Source organism: Streptoverticillium reticulum, from assembly GCF_047456005.1.
GTDB lineage: Bacteria > Actinomycetota > Actinomycetes > Streptomycetales > Streptomycetaceae > Streptomyces > Streptomyces reticulum.
The window spans coordinates 8,025,926-8,040,919 of the sequence record NZ_CP179755.1 but is presented as its reverse complement, the minus strand read 5'-3'; the positions used below and the strand labels follow the sequence as shown (position 1 = coordinate 8,040,919).

The 14,994-nt window shown below is 71.9% G+C and carries 14 protein-coding genes; 8 read left to right on the top strand and 6 right to left on the bottom strand.

Annotation, left to right across the window (positions count from 1 at the left end; translation table 11 throughout):
- Positions 1–22 precede the first annotated feature (22 nt).
- The 5 genes from ACMATS_RS36655 to ACMATS_RS36635 are packed head-to-tail and all read left to right on the top strand — an operon-like array spanning position 23 to position 5,355.
- A complete protein-coding gene (locus ACMATS_RS36655; RefSeq protein WP_414170479.1) occupies positions 23–2,167 on the top strand; it encodes an MMPL family transporter in 2,145 nt (714 codons plus the stop codon).
- A complete protein-coding gene (locus tag ACMATS_RS36650) occupies positions 2,164–2,739 on the top strand; it encodes a hypothetical protein (RefSeq protein WP_414170478.1) in 576 nt (191 codons plus the stop codon). The genes ACMATS_RS36655 and ACMATS_RS36650 overlap by 4 nt, the downstream gene beginning before the upstream one ends.
- A complete protein-coding gene (locus ACMATS_RS36645) occupies positions 2,736–3,875 on the top strand; it encodes a 3-oxoacyl-ACP synthase III family protein (RefSeq protein ID WP_414170477.1) in 1,140 nt (379 codons plus the stop codon). The genes ACMATS_RS36650 and ACMATS_RS36645 overlap by 4 nt, the downstream gene beginning before the upstream one ends.
- Positions 3,872–4,126 (top strand): acyl carrier protein, encoded by a 255-nt coding sequence (locus ACMATS_RS36640; RefSeq protein WP_390779426.1) that lies wholly within the window; start codon positions 3,872–3,874, stop codon positions 4,124–4,126. Before ACMATS_RS36645 ends, ACMATS_RS36640 begins: the two co-directional genes overlap by 4 nt.
- Positions 4,123–5,355 carry a beta-ketoacyl-[acyl-carrier-protein] synthase family protein gene (locus ACMATS_RS36635; RefSeq protein ID WP_414170476.1) on the top strand — a complete coding sequence of 411 codons (1,233 nt, stop codon included), beginning with the start codon at positions 4,123–4,125 and terminating at the stop codon, positions 5,353–5,355. The genes ACMATS_RS36640 and ACMATS_RS36635 overlap by 4 nt, the downstream gene beginning before the upstream one ends.
- An 8-nt stretch (positions 5,356–5,363) precedes the next feature.
- On the opposite strand, the gene ACMATS_RS36630 is transcribed toward ACMATS_RS36635, so the two are convergent.
- The 5 genes from ACMATS_RS36630 to ACMATS_RS36610 all read right to left on the bottom strand — a co-directional run bounded on the left by ACMATS_RS36630 (position 5,364) and on the right by ACMATS_RS36610 (position 9,951).
- Positions 5,364–5,564: an SCO3870 family protein gene (locus tag ACMATS_RS36630; protein ID WP_391153700.1), complete on the bottom strand. Its 201-nt coding sequence runs from the start codon at positions 5,562–5,564 to the stop codon at positions 5,364–5,366.
- Between the two features lie 127 nt (positions 5,565–5,691).
- A complete protein-coding gene (locus ACMATS_RS36625; RefSeq protein WP_391153582.1) occupies positions 5,692–7,158 on the bottom strand; it encodes a basic amino acid/polyamine antiporter in 1,467 nt (488 codons plus the stop codon).
- A gap of 57 nt (positions 7,159–7,215) precedes the next feature.
- Positions 7,216–8,475, bottom strand: coding sequence for an arginine deiminase (locus tag ACMATS_RS36620; RefSeq protein WP_391153579.1), 1,260 nt, complete (start codon positions 8,473–8,475; stop codon positions 7,216–7,218).
- A 178-nt stretch (positions 8,476–8,653) separates the two neighbouring features.
- Positions 8,654–9,043, bottom strand: coding sequence for a cupin (locus ACMATS_RS36615; RefSeq protein WP_414170475.1), 390 nt, complete (start codon positions 9,041–9,043; stop codon positions 8,654–8,656).
- Positions 9,040–9,951, bottom strand: coding sequence for an alpha/beta hydrolase (locus ACMATS_RS36610; RefSeq protein ID WP_414170474.1), 912 nt, complete (start codon positions 9,949–9,951; stop codon positions 9,040–9,042). Before ACMATS_RS36610 ends, ACMATS_RS36615 begins: the two co-directional genes overlap by 4 nt.
- 111 nt (positions 9,952–10,062) lie before the next feature.
- On the opposite strand from ACMATS_RS36610, the gene ACMATS_RS36605 reads away from it, so the two are divergent.
- From ACMATS_RS36605 to ACMATS_RS36595, 3 genes are all read left to right on the top strand, one after another.
- Complete coding sequence (locus tag ACMATS_RS36605) at positions 10,063–11,097, top strand: helix-turn-helix domain-containing protein (RefSeq protein ID WP_414170473.1); 1,035 nt, start codon at positions 10,063–10,065, stop codon at positions 11,095–11,097.
- Between the two features lie 45 nt (positions 11,098–11,142).
- On the top strand, positions 11,143–12,243 hold the full coding sequence (locus ACMATS_RS36600) for a calcium:proton antiporter (RefSeq protein ID WP_390779434.1): 1,101 nt from the start codon (positions 11,143–11,145) through the stop codon (positions 12,241–12,243).
- Between the two features lie 105 nt (positions 12,244–12,348).
- Positions 12,349–12,972, top strand: a complete 624-nt coding sequence (locus tag ACMATS_RS36595; RefSeq protein ID WP_390779435.1) for a LysE family translocator — start codon at positions 12,349–12,351, stop codon at positions 12,970–12,972.
- Positions 12,973–13,015: 43 nt separating this feature from the next.
- Here the strand turns inward: ACMATS_RS36595 and ACMATS_RS36590 are convergent, their stop codons facing one another.
- Complete coding sequence (locus ACMATS_RS36590; protein ID WP_414170472.1) at positions 13,016–14,947, bottom strand: glycoside hydrolase family 9 protein; 1,932 nt, start codon at positions 14,945–14,947, stop codon at positions 13,016–13,018.
- Positions 14,948–14,994 lie beyond the last annotated feature (47 nt).

Genomic DNA, 14,994 nt, shown 5'->3' with positions numbered 1-14,994 from the left:
GATCGCAGAGGGGACGGATCTCGTGGCATGGCTGCGAGCCCGCAAGAGCCGATGGTGCCTGCCGACATGGGCGGCCCTCGCACTGGCCGCATGCCTCGCCGTGCCGGCCGGCCTCGGCCGGCTGGGCGGCACCGCCCTTGAGCTGCCGGGAAGTTCCTCCGCCCGGGCCGCCGCGCTCGTCGCGCGCGGCATGCCGCAGCTCGGCACCGAACAACTGGTCCTCGCCTTCAACTCCCCTTCCCTGCACAGCGATGAGGAGCCGTACCGGGATGCCGTGGCTGCCACCGCCCGCGCCGTGGCGGCCACGCCCGGGGTCGGCCGGGTGCTCACCGTCCCGGACGTCCCGCAGCTCGACCCGCACCACACGTACCTGCTCTTCGGGGCCCGGGGCGACGCCGCTGCCCGGCAACGGCTGCTGCCCGTCTGGCGGACCGCGGCCGACCGCGCGGCCGGCACCGCCTCCGACGGCCGTGTCACGGTCGCGCTGACCGGCGCAACTCCCCTGCTCGCCGCGCTGCGTGACGCGGATCTGCGGGACCTGCGGTACGTGGAGGCCCTCACCGTACCGGCTGCCTTGCTGCTGCTCGTCGTGGGCCTGGGCTCGGTGGGATCCGCCCTGGTGCCGGTGCTGGCGGCCGGGCTGGGCGTCCTCGTGAGCGCCGCATCGCTCATCGCTCTCACCCTGCTGATCCCGGTCGACAGCATGGCGCTGACCGTGGCCACCACGGTCGGTTTCGGCCTCGGACTCGACTACACCCTCCTGCTCCTGCTCCACTACCGCCGTCACCGCGAGCAGGGCCTCGCCCCTTGCGCGGCCGGCGACCACGCGGCCGCGACGGCCGGGCGGGCGGTGCTGTGGTGCGCGGCAGCGGTGGGCGTCACCAGCGCGGCCCTGCTGACCGTGCCCCTGGGCATCGTGCGCACGATGGGGCTGGCCGCAGGGATCTCGACCGTGGTCGCCACGGCCGTGGCGACCACGGCCCTGCCCGCCGCCCTGCCCCGCCTGGACCGGTGGCTGGCGTGGGGCCGTGTACGGCGCGAACGCCCCCGGCACGGACGCTGGGAACGCTGGGCGGACCGTCTGATGCGCCGCCCCTGGCCGTACCTCCTCGGTGCCGTCGCCGTCCTCGCCCTCGCCGCCATGCCTGCCGGTCAACTCCGCCCGGGGCTGCGGGTGGACCGCACGGCGATCGCCCGCACCGCAGCAGGAGCCGGCTTCACCCGGCTGGAACGGGACGGGCTGGCCGACGTCACCGTGTTCGCCCTGCCCCACCCCGCCGGAGCGGACCCCGTGGACACCACCGCCCTGGTCGACGCGCTGCGGGCCGATCCACGCATCAGCACCGTCGGCGCCCTGGACAACGGGCGCGACCTGACGGTGGTCACCGTCGCCGACCGCCTCCCCGTGGACAGCCCCGCGTCCCGCCGACTGGTCCGCGGCATGCGCTCACTCGCCCCACGCACCCTGCCCCCGGGCCAACCGGTGTTCACCGGCGGTCCCGCCGCCACCCTCGCCGACTTCCTCGGCGCAGTGCGAGCCCTCCTGTGGCAGGTCGGCGCACTCGCCCTCGCGGGCTCGCTCCTGGTGATGCTGGTGGCCTTCCGCAGCCTGCTGGTCCCGCTCAAGGCCCTCGTCATGAACGCCCTGTCGACGGCAGCGGCCTTCGGGCTCCTCGCCTGGGTCACCCGGCACACGGCGGACACCGTCAACCTCGGAGTCCCGCTGCTGGCCCTGACGATCGTCTTCGGACTGTCCCTGGACTACGAGATCTTCCTCGTCCACCGCATCACCGACCACTACCGGGCGGACGGCGACTGCCGCCGGGCCGTCGCGAGCGGCCTGGGCGAGACCGCCCGCCCCATCACGCTCGCGGCAGCCACGATGGCCGTCGTCTTCGCCGGACTCATGGCCACCCACCGCCAGGACTTCCGCCAGGCCGGCTTCCTGGTCGCCACCGCCGTACTGCTGGACGTCACACTGATCCGCCTGGTGGTCGTCCCCACGCTCATGCGCCTGCTCGGCCACCGCAACTGGTGGCTGCCACGGCCGCTGCACCGGTTGTTGCCACCGCTCACCACCGCCACCGGGCTGCCCCCGCAACGGCCGGCCCCGCCCGTGCCCACCGCCGCCACCTCGTCGGTCCACCCCCAAGGAGACCCCGCGTGATCCCGCCATCCCTCCACCACCCGCTCAGAACCGCCGCCGCGGCCCTGCTCACGGTGACGGCCCTCGCCACCGCCCCGGCCCCGGCGACCGCGGCCCCCGCCGAGATGCGCACGGTCCTGCGCTGCCGCATCGCGACGTCCGGCGAACGTCCGATCACGTTCTCCCCCGAACTCACCACCCAGCCCCGTCTCATCCATGTCACCGGCACCTTCCGCGTGACCGGCTGCACCTCGCCGGACGGCTCCGAACGACGCCTGCACGACGGCGTCGCGACGATCCGGGGCAGCGGCCTGGCCAGTTGCAGCGGAGCCACGAGGATCACCGGCTCCGGCAAGGTCGTCTGGTACGACACCGCAGGACGCCGCGCAGGCCTCTCCACCCTCCGGCCCACGCTGAACGCGGTGAGCAGCTACAACCCCGCGGACGCCCTCCTCGTCGGCACCGTCACCCGCGGACCGCTCACCGGAACGTCCGTGTCGGGCAGCGCCACCCCCACCAGCGACCTGAGCCGGTGCGCGAGTTCGGGCCTGAGCACGGTCCGCGGCAAGGGCACGGTCAGGTTCCTCCGGTGAGCCGCGACGACACCGTCCCGCCGGCCCCGGGTCGGCCCCGCTGCAGCACGATCGCCCAAGTCGCCGTCCACGTGCCGCCCGACCGCCAGACCGGCGAGGAGATCGAGGACGACGTCCGCGCCCGCAACCCCGGCATCCGCCTGCTGCCCGGGCTGCTGCGGCAGATGTACGGCTTCGAGGAGCGCCGTGTGGCACCCGCCGGCACCTGGCCCTCCGACCTGGCCGCGGAGGCGGGACGCCACGCCCTGGACCGGGCCGGCCTCGGCCCCGACGCCGTCGACCTGCTGATCTTCGCCTCCGCGGGCGAGGACGTGGAGGAACCGGCCACGGCCCACATCGTCGCCCACAAACTCGGCGTCACCGCACCGGTCTTCGACGTGCAGAACGCCTGCAACGGCGTCCTCAACGCCCTCGAGATCGCCGACTCCCTGATCCGCACGGGCCGTTACGAGCGCGTACTGGTCACTACCGGCGAACGCAACAGCCTCCTCTCCGCGCTCCCCGTCCGCGACCGCGCCGAGCTCTCGCAGTTCCTCCCCGTCTGCACCCTCGGCGACCTGGGCGCAGCTCTGCTCCTGGAGGCGAGCGACCGGCCCGGACTGCTCGGCAGCGCCTTCCGCGCCAACTCGGCGGGCTGGCACGCCGCAACGGTCACCAATCCCTACATCGACCCCCAGCCCGGCACGCAGACCGTCCGCTTCGACTTCCGGGCCCTGGCCGCCTCCTACGCCGGCATGGAAGTGGCGGCACTCGACACCTTGCGCTCCATGGGCCACACGCCGGACGACTTCCGCCTCTTCTGCGTGCAACAGCCGTCGGTCCCCACCACCCGGGCCATCCTCCGGGCCCTCGGAGTCCCCGAGGACAGGACCGTCGCCACCTTTCCGCGCTACGGCAACGTCGCCACCGCGAACCTGCCGCTGCAACTCGTCGAGGCGGAGCAGCGGGGCATGGTGCACCCCGGCGACCTGGTGGCCATGTTCGGACTGGCCAGCGGCGCGTCCGCCGGGATGCTCCTCATGGAGTGGCACCCCCTGGGAGCACCGAAGCCCCCTGCCCAGCGGACGCGCCACACCGCTTCGCTCGCGCCGTGGCAGGGCCCAACCACCCACCACCGTAAGGAACACACGCCATGACCGACACATGCGACGTCGTCCGCTCGATCCTGACCCGGACCTTCCGTGTACCGGACCACGAGATCACCCCCCACGTCACCTTGGAACAGCTCCGGTTGGACTCCCTCGCACTCGCGGAGTTCGCCCTTGTCCTCCAGGAGCGGATCGGTGTGAAGCTCGACAGCGATCGTGCCGGCCGTTTCACCACACTCGCCGACTTCACCGAACACGTGGACACCCTGCGGCGCACCGAGACGGCACAAGCGCCGTGAAAAAGCCGGGACCATCAGTCGCCGTCAGCGGCCTGGGCCTGCTCACCCCGGCCGGGGACGGTGTCGACGCGACCTGGCAGGCCGTCCGCGGGGGCCGGAGCACGGCGGCCCGCGACCCGGTGCTCGAAGGCCTTCCCGTGGACTTCTCCTGCCGCGTCCCTCCCGGCGAGGACGAACTCGACCAGCGCGTCGGGCGCTTGTCCTGGCGCATGGGCAGGACGGCGAAGCTCGCCGTCCTGGCCGCCGACGAGGCGGTACGCGACGCGGGGCTGGACCCGGCCACCTGGGACGGAGCCCGTGTCGCCACCGTCATCGGCTGCAGCCTGGGCACCATCGACAAAGCCGAGGAGCAGTACCGGCGCCTGGAACAGCACGGCCCCGACCTCCTCTCGCCGCTCGCCCTCCCCACGCTCACGCCCGGCCACGGCGTCGACGAGGTCTCCATCCACCTGCGGGCGCGCGGACCGAGCCTCGCGCCCTCGACCGCCTGCGCCTCCGGTGCCACCGCTCTCGCCGTGGCACGCGACCTGCTGGTCTCGGGAGCGTGCGACGTGGCGGTGGCCGGAGGCGTGGAGGCGGCCATCAGCCGCCTGACGGCCACCGGCTTCTGGCGCATGGGCGCCTTGTCCGGACGGACCGATGCGGTCGCCGGGGCATCCCGCCCGTTCGCCCACGACCGTGACGGCTTCGTGCTGGCCGAGGGCGCGGGCATCCTGGTCCTGGAGCGCGTCGAGGACGCGGTCGCGCGCGGTGCCCGCCCGCGAGCCCTGCTCGCCGGCTGCGGCAGCACCTCCGATGCCCACCACCCCACCGCGCCACTCGAGGGGGCCCACGTCGCGGAGGCCGCCCTGCGCACCGCGCTGGGCGAGGCGGGTCTCACCCCGCACGACATCGACCACGTCAATGCGCACGGCACGTCCACCCCGCTCAATGACGCGGCCGAGGCGGCGTTGATCGCCCGGGTCCTGCCGCATCGCCCCAGCGTCACCGCGCCCAAGGGCGTGCTCGGTCACGCCCTCGGCGCGGCGGGGGCGATCGAAGCGGCACTGACCGTTCTGACGATCCAGCACGGCATCGTGCCGCCGATCGCCAACCTCCAGGCTCCGGCAGCCGAGTTCGACATCGACTGCGTGACCAAGCAGTCACGCCGCCAGGACGTCCGCACGGCCGTCAGCCACTCCTTCGGCTTCGGCGGCCACAACGTCGTCCTGGCACTCATCGCGCCCTGAACGGAAACTCAGTCCGAATCGGTCCGACGAGCACGGAACCACGTCACTCCGGTCATGGCCGCAGTGAAATACATCATGACGGATGCAAAGGCCATGTACTGGACGTACTGTTCATAGCCGTCTGCGCGCAACTGGAGTGTAAAGAACCCGAATACGGTCCCGAGCGCCACGAGTCCGGCACACACGGTTGCAAACGGCACCTGTTTCATTTGTTTCATTCCACATCCCCCATCAGTGATACGGCCTGATCATCATCGACTGTACCCGTGGGCCGTCAACTGCCCTGCGCCGAGGTCGCCTCGGAGCTCGACGTCGATGTGGTCCGCGTCCGGTCCGTCACAACTGGATCCAGCCCGTGGCGATCGCCGCGAGGCCGGCGATGGCACCGGCCACGGAGACGGCGAGGATGACGAGTTCGCGCGGGCTGAAGAGGGGCCGGCCCTGTTCGCGGCGGGCCATGACGAACAGCACGGTGGCGGGCGCGTAGACGATGAAGGCGACCAGGACGAACTTCAGCCCGGCCGCGTACAGCAGGAACGCGGTGTAGAGGGTGGCCAGCGCGGCGACGACCAGTTCGCGGGTGGTGCCCTCCCGCCGGGTGGCGCCCGGCGGGCGATGGAGGGCGATCTTGAGCGCATAGGCGGCGGCCAGGAGGTACGGGATGAGCGACAGCGCGCTGGTCAGATCGAGGGTGAAGTTGAAGGCGTCGCCGGAGAACAGCGTGATGACGAGGACGAGTTGCGACAGGCAGGTGCTCAGGAACAGGGCCGCCACCGGCACGTCGGCGACGGACAGGCGCCGCAGGAAGCGGGGCATGTCGTCGTCCCTGGCGGCGACCAGCAGGACTTCTGCGGCCATCAGGCTCCAGGCGAGGTAGGCGCCGAGCACGGAGACGATCAGGCCGACGCTCACGAGCACGTTCCCCCAGGTGCCGACGGCCGCCTGCAGGACCTGCCCCATCGACGGCTGGCGCAGCGCCGCGATCTCGTGCAGGGGCAGGATGCCGTAGGAGACGATGGTGACCGACGCGAAGATGGCGAAGACGCTCAGGAATCCCAGGACGGTGGCCCGTCCGACGTCTTCGCGGCGCTTGGCGTGGCGGGAGTAGACGTTGGCGCCCTCGACGCCGAGGAAGACGAAGACGGTGACCAGCATGGTGCCGCGGATCTGGGGGAAGAGCGCGCCCCCGTGGTGGGTGGCGGTGATGTTCCGGGCGAAGACGTCGGGCTTGAGGCAGAAGAGTGCCAGGAGGATGAAGACCAGGATGGGGACGAGCTTGGCGACGGTGACGATCCGGTTGATCGCGGTGGCCTCCTTGACCCCGCGTCGGATCAGCAGGAAGACCCCCCAGAGGCCGATCGAGGAGAGGACGACCGCGAGCAGCGTCTGGCCTTCCCCGAGTGCCGGTGCGACGGCCCCGATGGTGGACATGATCAGCACCCAGTAGGTGACGTTGCCCACGCATGCGCTGGCCCAGTAGCCGAACGCCGAGAAGAAGCCGAGGTATTCGCCGAACCCGGCCTTGGCGTAGGCGTACACGCCGGCGTCCAGGTGCGGCCTGCGCACGGCGAGGGTCTGGAAGACGAAGGCCAGCATGAGCATGCCCAGACCGGCGATGGTCCAGGCGATCAGCGTTCCGGCGACACCGGTCTCCTGCGCGAAGCGGCCCGGCAGCGAGAACACCCCGGCGCCCACCATCGAGCCGACGACCATCGAGGTCATCGTCAGCAGGGTCAGCTTGGCGGCGGCCGGTGCCGCACGGTCGGTGCTCCGGGCTTCCCCGCCGGCATGGGCGTCGGTCATGTCTCCCCTTCGTTCATGTCTCCCCTCGTTGGCGTCGTCGGCAGGCCGCACGGCGTGTCAGTAGTCGACCGGTTCGCGGATGACGGGGCAGGTCATGCAGTGGCCGCCGCCGCGGCCGCGGCCGAGTTCGGCGCCGACGATGGTGATGACCTCGACGCCTGCCTTGCGCAGCAGGGTGTTGGTGGTGGTGTTGCGGTCGTAGGTGAAGACCACCCCCGGTTCCACGGCGACGGCGTTGTTCCCGCTGTCCCACTGCTGGCGCTCGGAGGCGTAGACGTCGCCACCGGTGGCGATGACCCGCAGCTTCTTGAGGCCCAGTGCGCCGGCGACCACGTCGGTGAAGGGGCGCGAGCCCTCGTCGGTGATCTCGACGCCGGGGGCGGCATCGGAGGGGCGCAGCGAGAAGCTGTGGATGCTGTCGGTGATCGTGGGGTAGAGGGTGACGATGTCGCGATCGGCGAAGGTGAAGACCGTGTCCAGGTGCATCGCCGAGCGAAGCTTGGGCATGCCGGCGACGATGACGTGCCGGGCCGCGCCGCCCTGGAACAGGGCGGCGGCGACCTGGGTGATGGCCTGGCGCGAGGTGCGCTCGCTCATGCCCATCAGCACGACGCCGTTCCCGACGGGCATGATGTCGCCGCCCTCGAACGTGGCCTGTCCCCAGTCCAGTTCGGGGTCTCCCCACCAGACCGTGGAACCCGCGTATGCGGGGTGGAAGGTGTAGACCGCCTTCATCAGCAGGGTCTCGTCGTGGCGGGCGGGCCAGTACAGCGGGTTGAGGGTGAGACCGCCGTAGAGCCAGCACGTGGTGTCGCGGGTGTAGAGCGTGTTGGGCAGGGGCGGCATCAGGTACTCGCGTGCGCCGGTCCCCTCCCGGGCCAGGGCGAGGTGGCCGGTGCGGTAGTCCTCGGGGAGGTCGGAGGTGGCGAATCCGCCGATGAGGAACTCGGCGAGGGCGCGCGGCTGAAGGGAGTCCAGGTAGGCGCGGGTCCCGTCGATCAGCCCGAGACCGACCTGGTTCGCGGTGATCTTACGGTCCAGCAGCCACGAGCGGGCCTCGGGGATCGCCATGGTCTGCGCGAGCAGATCGTGCAGTTCGACGACCTCCACCCCGCGCTGAGTGAGCTTGTTGACGAAGTCCGCATGGTCGCGCTGGGCGTTCTCCACCCACATGACGTCGTCGAACAGCAGGTCTTCCGCGTTGGTGGGTGTCAGGCGGCGGTGGGCCTGCCCGGGCGCGCAGACCAGGACCTTGTGCAGTCTGCCGACCTCGGAGTGCACGCCGTAGGCGCGGGCGGGAGCGGCGGTGTCGGTCATAACGGTCCTTCGGTCGCGGGAGAAGCGACCTGGTCCCGGCCTGCGCCTCCTCGCTCTACCGTTGCCCGACCGGCCCGGACGGGGCCACCGCACGTAGTCTGATCAGGTGGTCCTCGGCCCTCCCGGCCGACGGCCCGGGGTTCCGGGTCCGGCGGCCGGTCGTACGCCCACGGGCTCGTCAGGCTGCGGTCCGCCTTTCGAGACGGCTCCCTCGCGGCATGGTGACGGACATGATGTCGCTGGGGGCGTCCAGCGTGATGCGATGCCATCGCCCGCGCGGCACGATGACCGCGGTGCCGGCCGTCAGCTCGATCTCGCCCTCTTCCCCGCCCGGCTGCTCCGGACGGAAGTGGAGACGTATTCCACCGGTGAGGCAGGACACGAGTTCCTCCGCCTCGGGGTGGACTTCCCAGTGGTCGCCGTGGACGTCGGCGTCGGTCTCCGCACGGAAGGTCATCAACTGCCAGCCGTCCCGGCCGGGTTCGAAGACCGGCTGTTCGGCGTGCACCCGGCCGCCTTGGCGGAAGTGGAGGAAGGAGGCGAAGAGGTCGATCGGGGTGGCGGTCATGAGGGGATCTCCTGTGCGGCCAGGGCGCGGCGCAGGACCGCACCGAGTTCGGCGAGCTGCCGCTGGGACACCTCGGCGGAAAGGATCGCCTGCGATCCGTGGAACGTGCCGGACCACTGGTGCAGTTCGACCGGCACGCCCGCCTGCAGCAGGCGCACCGCGTAGTCGATGTCCTCGTCGCGGTTGGGGCAGAGCTCCGCGGTGGCCACGTAGGCGGGCGGCAGGCCGGACAGGTCGGTGGCCCGCGCCGGGGCCGCGTACGGCGAGGCGGGTGTGGAGCCCAGGTAGTGGTGCCACAGTTGGGTGACCTTGCCGTGGTTCATCCAGGGCGTGTCGGTGAAGTGCTGCGCCGACCACGTTCCCTGCCGGTCGTCCAGCCCGGGCTGGTTGAGGAGTTGGAAGCGGATCGGCGGCCCCTGCTGGTCACGTGCCCGCAGCGCCACCGCGGCCGCGAGTCCCCCGCCGGCGCTGTGTCCCCCGACCGCGATCCGCCCGGGGTCGATGCCGAGTTCGGCTGCGTGCCCGGCCGTCCAGGTCAGCACGGCGTAGGCGTCGTCCAGTGCGGCCGGGAACGGGTTCTCGGGGGCCAGGCGGTAGTCCACCGAGATCACCACGGCGCCGGAGCCGTTGGCGATCCGGGTGGCCCACGGGTGTTCGGTGTCCAGGCTGCCCATGACGAATCCGCCGCCGTGCAGCCAGACGATGGCGCCCTGCGCCCGGTGCGGGCGGTAGATCCGCACCGCCACCTCCGGATCGGCGGGCACGGTGCGGTCCTCTATCTCCAGGTTCGTGGTGTCCGGTGCCGGCAGCGCGGCGGCCAGTTCGGCGAAGTTCCTGCGCTCGGCGAGCGGGTCGGTCAGGTCGGCCGGGGGGAACAGGGCGATGAATGCTTCGAGTTCGGGATCCATGCCGTCCATCCTCACGGCCGTCACCCCCGGGGTTCATCCGCCGGCCGTCGGGCATCCGGTCCGGATCCCGCGCCGATCGGCGCCTGTCCTTCCGTCGCCTATCCTTCCGTCATGGAAGCACTGGCCGTACGGCTGTCCGGGCTGGATCCGTACGTCGACGGCGCGATCCGCATCATCGGGTTCTACGACACGCTGATGCGCCGACGGGTGGATCTCCCGGCGCTCGCCCGGGCCTCGGCGGGCCTGGCCGAGTGCGTGGCCGGGATCCGGCTCCACGGCACCGGGCGGGCGATCCGCTTCTCGCCCGACGGCACGGAAGCGTCCGCCCCGGCACCGCTCGTGTCCACCACGGTGCCGATCGCCCTCGACGAGGAGGAGATCGGCACGGTGTGGCTGGAACGCCCCGGCGCGCCCAACCCGCTCGACGACGTGCTCCTCGACCGGCTCGCCATCGCCGTCGCGGCGGTCGTCGAGCGGTACGGCCCGGCCCGGACCACCATGGCCGACCCCGCCCTCGTCGAACTGGTGATCGGCACCGACACCGACGAGGCGGCCAGGGCCAGGGCGCTGCGCCTCCTGGGCTTCGCCGCCGGCCTGCCGGTCCATGTCGTCGCCGTACGGTCACAGCTGCCGCTCGACCGGATCGGCGGCCTGGTCTGCCCGGCGCGCCCGGTGAAGGCGGCACCGCTCGCCGACGTGGGCGTCATCCTGGCCACGGCGGTGGACGCGGACCGGATCCCGGCAGGCGTCCGCGCGGGCATCGGCGCCGCCCAGGACCCCGGCCGGTCCTGGCACGAGGCCCGCACCGCGCTCCGCTTCAGCACCCCGCGCCAACCGGTCGTCCACTACGCCGGTCTGGGGGCACTGGCGCTGCTCGCGCAGGTGCCCGAGGGCGTCGCGCGGGAGAACGCCGACGTGGCCGCGATCGCCCGGATGGCCGACAGCCCGGAGGACCTGGAGACCCTGGACGCCTACTGCACCGCCGGCTCCCTGCGCCGGGCCGCCGGCCTGCTCCACCTGCACCACAGCAGCGTCTCGCGACGGCTCGAACAGATCGGGAGGACCCTGGGCATCGAACTCACCGAGCCCACCGGGCTGATACGGGCCAGGCTCGCCCTGACGGCATGGCGGCTGCTCGACGGCTGAAGGCGATTCGTAAGGTTCAAAAGGCCGATATGCGACGCTTACTGCATGAATGCTCAGCTCCGTTCGTTTGTTGCGCAATGGCCGGTGTACGTGCCCGTGGTGGCGGCCGTCGACCTGGCACTGTCCTGGGGGCACTCGTTGTCGGCGGGGCTGTTGATTCTTGTGGGGTGTGCGCTCACGGGAGCGGTGCTGGCCGCCGTGCATCACGCGGAGGTGATCGCGCACAGGGTCGGGGAACCGTTCGGGTCCCTGGTGCTGGCGCTCGCCGTGACCGTCATCGAAGTGGCCCTGATCGTGACGCTCATGGCCGACGGCGGCGACAAGAGCAGCACCCTGGCCCGTGACACCGTCTTCGCCGCCGTGATGATCACCTGCAACGGCATCGTCGGAATGTGCCTGCTGGTGGGCGCGCTGCGCCGACGGGTCGCGACCTTCAACCCCGAGGGCACCGGAGCCGCCTTCGGGGCGGTGGCGACACTGGCGGGCCTGAGCCTGGTCCTGCCGACGTTCACCACCAGCACCCCTGGCCCGCGCTTCTCCCCTCCACAGCTCGTCTTCGCCGCGCTGGCCGCGCTGATCGTGTACGGGCTGTTCGTGTCGACGCAGACGGTGCGGCACCGGGACTACTTCCTGCCGGTGACGGCCGAGGGCGTGGTCATCGACACCGACGACCACGCCGAACCGCCCTCGGCACGGGCCGCCCTGGGCAGCCTGGGCCTGCTCTTCGTCGCGCTGATCGCCGTGGTCGGCCTGGCCAAGGTCGTCTCGCCGACGATCGAGTCGGCGGTGTCGGCGGCCGGGCTGCCCGCGTCGGTCGTCGGCGTCGTCATCGCGCTGATGGTCCTGCTGCCCGAGTCGATCGCCGCCTTCCGGGCCGCGCGCGGCGACCGCGTACAGACCAGCCTCAACCTGGCGCTGGGCTCGGCCATGGCGAGCATCGGACTGACCATCCCCGCCGTCGCCGTGGCCTCGATCTGGCTCAACGGACCGCTGGTCCTCGGCCTGAGCGCGACGCACATGGTGCTGCTGGCCCTCACCGTCGTCGTCGGCACCCTGACCGTGATCCCGGGCCGTGCGACACCGCTCCAGGGCGGCGTGCACCTCTCGCTCCTCGGGGCCTACCTCGTGCTCGCCGTCAGCCCGTAGCGGCCCGTAGGGCGGGGCCGTTCCACGCGCTTCAGCGTTGCTTCATCCCACGATGAAGCAACGCGCGCTGGTGCTGAACGGTCGGGTCGGCCGATGCTTCATCCCATGATCAGCACGCAGGCACTGACGGGCATCGCGATCGTGGCGTTCGGGATGGTGCTCTCCCCCGGGCCCAACATGCTCTACCTCGTGTCGAGGTCCGTGACCCAGGGACGGCGGGCAGGGCTGATCTCGCTCCTCGGCGTCGCCACCGGGTTCCTCTTCTACCTGCTGGCCGCAACCGTCGGACTCGCCGCCGTCCTCACCGTCGTGCCCGCCCTCTACACGGCCCTCAAGCTGGCCGGGGCCGCATACCTGGGCTGGCTGGCGTGGTGCACCCTCCGGCCGGGCGGCACCTCCGTCTTCGCCCCGCAGCCGCTGCCGCCGGACCCGCCCCGCAAGCTGTTCACCATGGGCCTGGTCACCAACCTCCTCAACCCCAAGATCGCGATCCTCTACGTCTCGATACTCCCGCAGTTCGTCGACCCGCGACGAGGCTCGGTGCCGGCACAGAGCCTCGAACTGGGCCTGGTCCAGATCGCGATCGCGGTCACCGTCAACGGCCTGATCGCCCTCACCGCCGGAACCATCGCCGGGTTCCTGCAGGAACGCCCGGCCTGGCTGCGCACCCAGCGCACGGTGATGGGCCTGGTCCTCGCGGGAGTCGCCCTGCACGTCGCCACCGCGTGACGCGCCCGGCGCCCCCGCCCCGGCCGGTTCAGCCCCCGGCGGTTCAGCTCGCGGTGAGGGCGAAGGCCAGCAGGGCCACCGAGGTGAAGTCCAGCGCGGCCTCGGCCGTCTGCCAGGAGTCCATCTGGTCGCGGTAGCCGGCGCCCTTGCCGTCGAAGTCCTTCCAGGACACGCCGCCCGGAGGGTTCGCCACGCACTTCTTCATGGCGGGGAAGGTGTTCAGGCTGTCCGGGTCGTCCATGCCCTTCGCGGAGTTGGGGCCGTTGACGACGGCGCCGCGCAGGATCGCGCCCGTGCCGTCGAGGCTTCCGGCGAGGTTCGCGACCTGGTGCGAGGGGCAGTGCGGGAAGGTCTCGCCCGCGCCGACCATGAAGGCCGTTCCCCAGGGGTTGGCCCCGAGCGCCCAGCCACGCTGCCGGGCCGCGAAGGCGTCGTAGCGGTGGTCGCCGGTGGCCTTCGCATAGAGCCTGGCCGTGGCGACGAGGCCGAAGGTGTGGGGCACCGCGTCGGCCTCGTCGTAGACGGCGCCTGCCGTGAAGGGGTCCTTCGCCGCGCGCGTCGTACCCTCGTCGAGCTGGCGGCGCAGGTCCGCGCGCAGTGCGTCGGGGGAAATGCCGGGTGCTTCGGCCCCGTTGAGGGCGGTGAGCAGGTCGGTGTGGGCCAGGGCGCTGACGTCCGCGACGCCCAGGGTGCCCTTGTCGTCGGAGTCCAGGTACGCCTTGGCCCAGTCGGCGGCCTGCCGGCGCCAGGTGCCGGCGCGCTCGTCGCCGAGGGCCTGTGCCGCCAGGGCGAGTTCGGTGGCGCCGAACTCCATGTCGTCCTGCCAGACTTCCTCGGGGTAGAAGGCCCGCGGGAACGCGGTGACCAGCGTGCCGCGGGGTGCGGTGTCGGCGTGCTCGTAGACGGCTGCGGCCTTCGCCAGCCAGGTTCTGGCGGCGCCGGGGTCGTCGGGGGCCTCCTGCTGTGCGGCGAGGGCGAAGACGGCTGCCATCCTGCCGGCGAGGTTGGGGCTGATGGGAGTGCCGGGGTCGGCGGCGCGGAAAACAGGACGCCTCACGATAGTGCGGTCCGGGTGGCCGGGCGGGACGTCGAGGGCGTCGTCGGCCTCGGGCAGGCGCCAGACGTCGTGGTCGGTGCGGACGTTGTCGTTCCCGACGCCGATACCGACCTGGGCATAGAGCGTGTTCGTGGTGCCGTCCCACATCTTGTCCAGCCAGGCCAGCCCGTGCCCGGCCTCGGCGGACAGTCCCGCCGCCCCGGGCATCGACCGCTGGGCGAGGAGGAGTTCGGCGACGGAGTAGGAGGTGGTGTGCGTGAACTTGAGGAAGTCCCCGGCGTCGAAGAAGCCGCCCGAGACGTCGACCGGGCCGCCGGCGGGGGTGAGCCGTTCGTCGAGGAGCTTCTTGCCCGCGCGGTCGTAGTGCGGTGCGGCGTAGACCGTGGCCCGGCGGTCGGCCAGGTGGGACGGTTTGCGGGAGAGGATGTCCGCGGGCACGTCGGCACCGTCGCGCTGGGCCCGGAAGAACCGGATGTTGTCCTGGACCAGCGGTGTCATCAGGTCGCGGGCGGCGGCGATCGTGAAGGCGGGCGAGCTTCCGGAGGCCGTGCCGGTCAGCTCGATGCGGTAGGTGCCGGGGGTGTCGACGGCCGAGAGGTCCACGGTGCGCACCGAGGTGTACGCGCGGTTCCAGCGCCCGGTCCGGGGGCCGAGCGGTCCGGTGCGCACGGTGCGGCCGTGTGCGTCGACGAGTTTGAAGCCGGCGCCGCCGAGGGCCTGTTCGGCCCCCATGACGAAGGCCTGTTTGGCCTCGCCCACGGCGTAGCCGGCCTGGTCGACGCGGACGGCCACGCGCGGGCCGTCCGCCGCGGGGGCCGAACCCCGGGCGGGCAGTGCGGAGATCACGGCGCCCGCTGCCACGGCGGCGGCTGTGACGAGGACCACGGTGCGCGGGCGGGGGCGGGGACGTTCAGTCATGCGCTCACCTTGACGAATGCTTCATGAGACGAAGATGAGGGCGGAAG

Excerpts from the sequence above, each read along its gene's own strand:
- ACMATS_RS36590 (WP_414170472.1), bottom strand. The coding sequence starts at position 14,947 with ATGACTGAACGTCCCCGCCCCCGCCCGCGCACCGTGGTCCTCGTCACA.
- ACMATS_RS36595 (WP_390779435.1), top strand. The coding sequence starts at position 12,349 with ATGATCAGCACGCAGGCACTGACGGGCATCGCGATCGTGGCGTTCGGG.
- ACMATS_RS36605 (WP_414170473.1), top strand. The coding sequence starts at position 10,063 with ATGGAAGCACTGGCCGTACGGCTGTCCGGGCTGGATCCGTACGTCGAC.
- ACMATS_RS36625 (WP_391153582.1), bottom strand. The coding sequence starts at position 7,158 with ATGACCGACGCCCATGCCGGCGGGGAAGCCCGGAGCACCGACCGTGCG.
- ACMATS_RS36630 (WP_391153700.1), bottom strand. The coding sequence starts at position 5,564 with ATGAAACAGGTGCCGTTTGCAACCGTGTGTGCCGGACTCGTGGCGCTC.
- ACMATS_RS36600 (WP_390779434.1), top strand. The coding sequence starts at position 11,143 with ATGAATGCTCAGCTCCGTTCGTTTGTTGCGCAATGGCCGGTGTACGTG.
- ACMATS_RS36620 (WP_391153579.1), bottom strand. The coding sequence starts at position 8,475 with ATGACCGACACCGCCGCTCCCGCCCGCGCCTACGGCGTGCACTCCGAG.
- ACMATS_RS36640 (WP_390779426.1), top strand. The coding sequence starts at position 3,872 with ATGACCGACACATGCGACGTCGTCCGCTCGATCCTGACCCGGACCTTC.
- ACMATS_RS36615 (WP_414170475.1), bottom strand. The coding sequence starts at position 9,043 with ATGACCGCCACCCCGATCGACCTCTTCGCCTCCTTCCTCCACTTCCGC.
- ACMATS_RS36610 (WP_414170474.1), bottom strand. The coding sequence starts at position 9,951 with ATGGATCCCGAACTCGAAGCATTCATCGCCCTGTTCCCCCCGGCCGAC.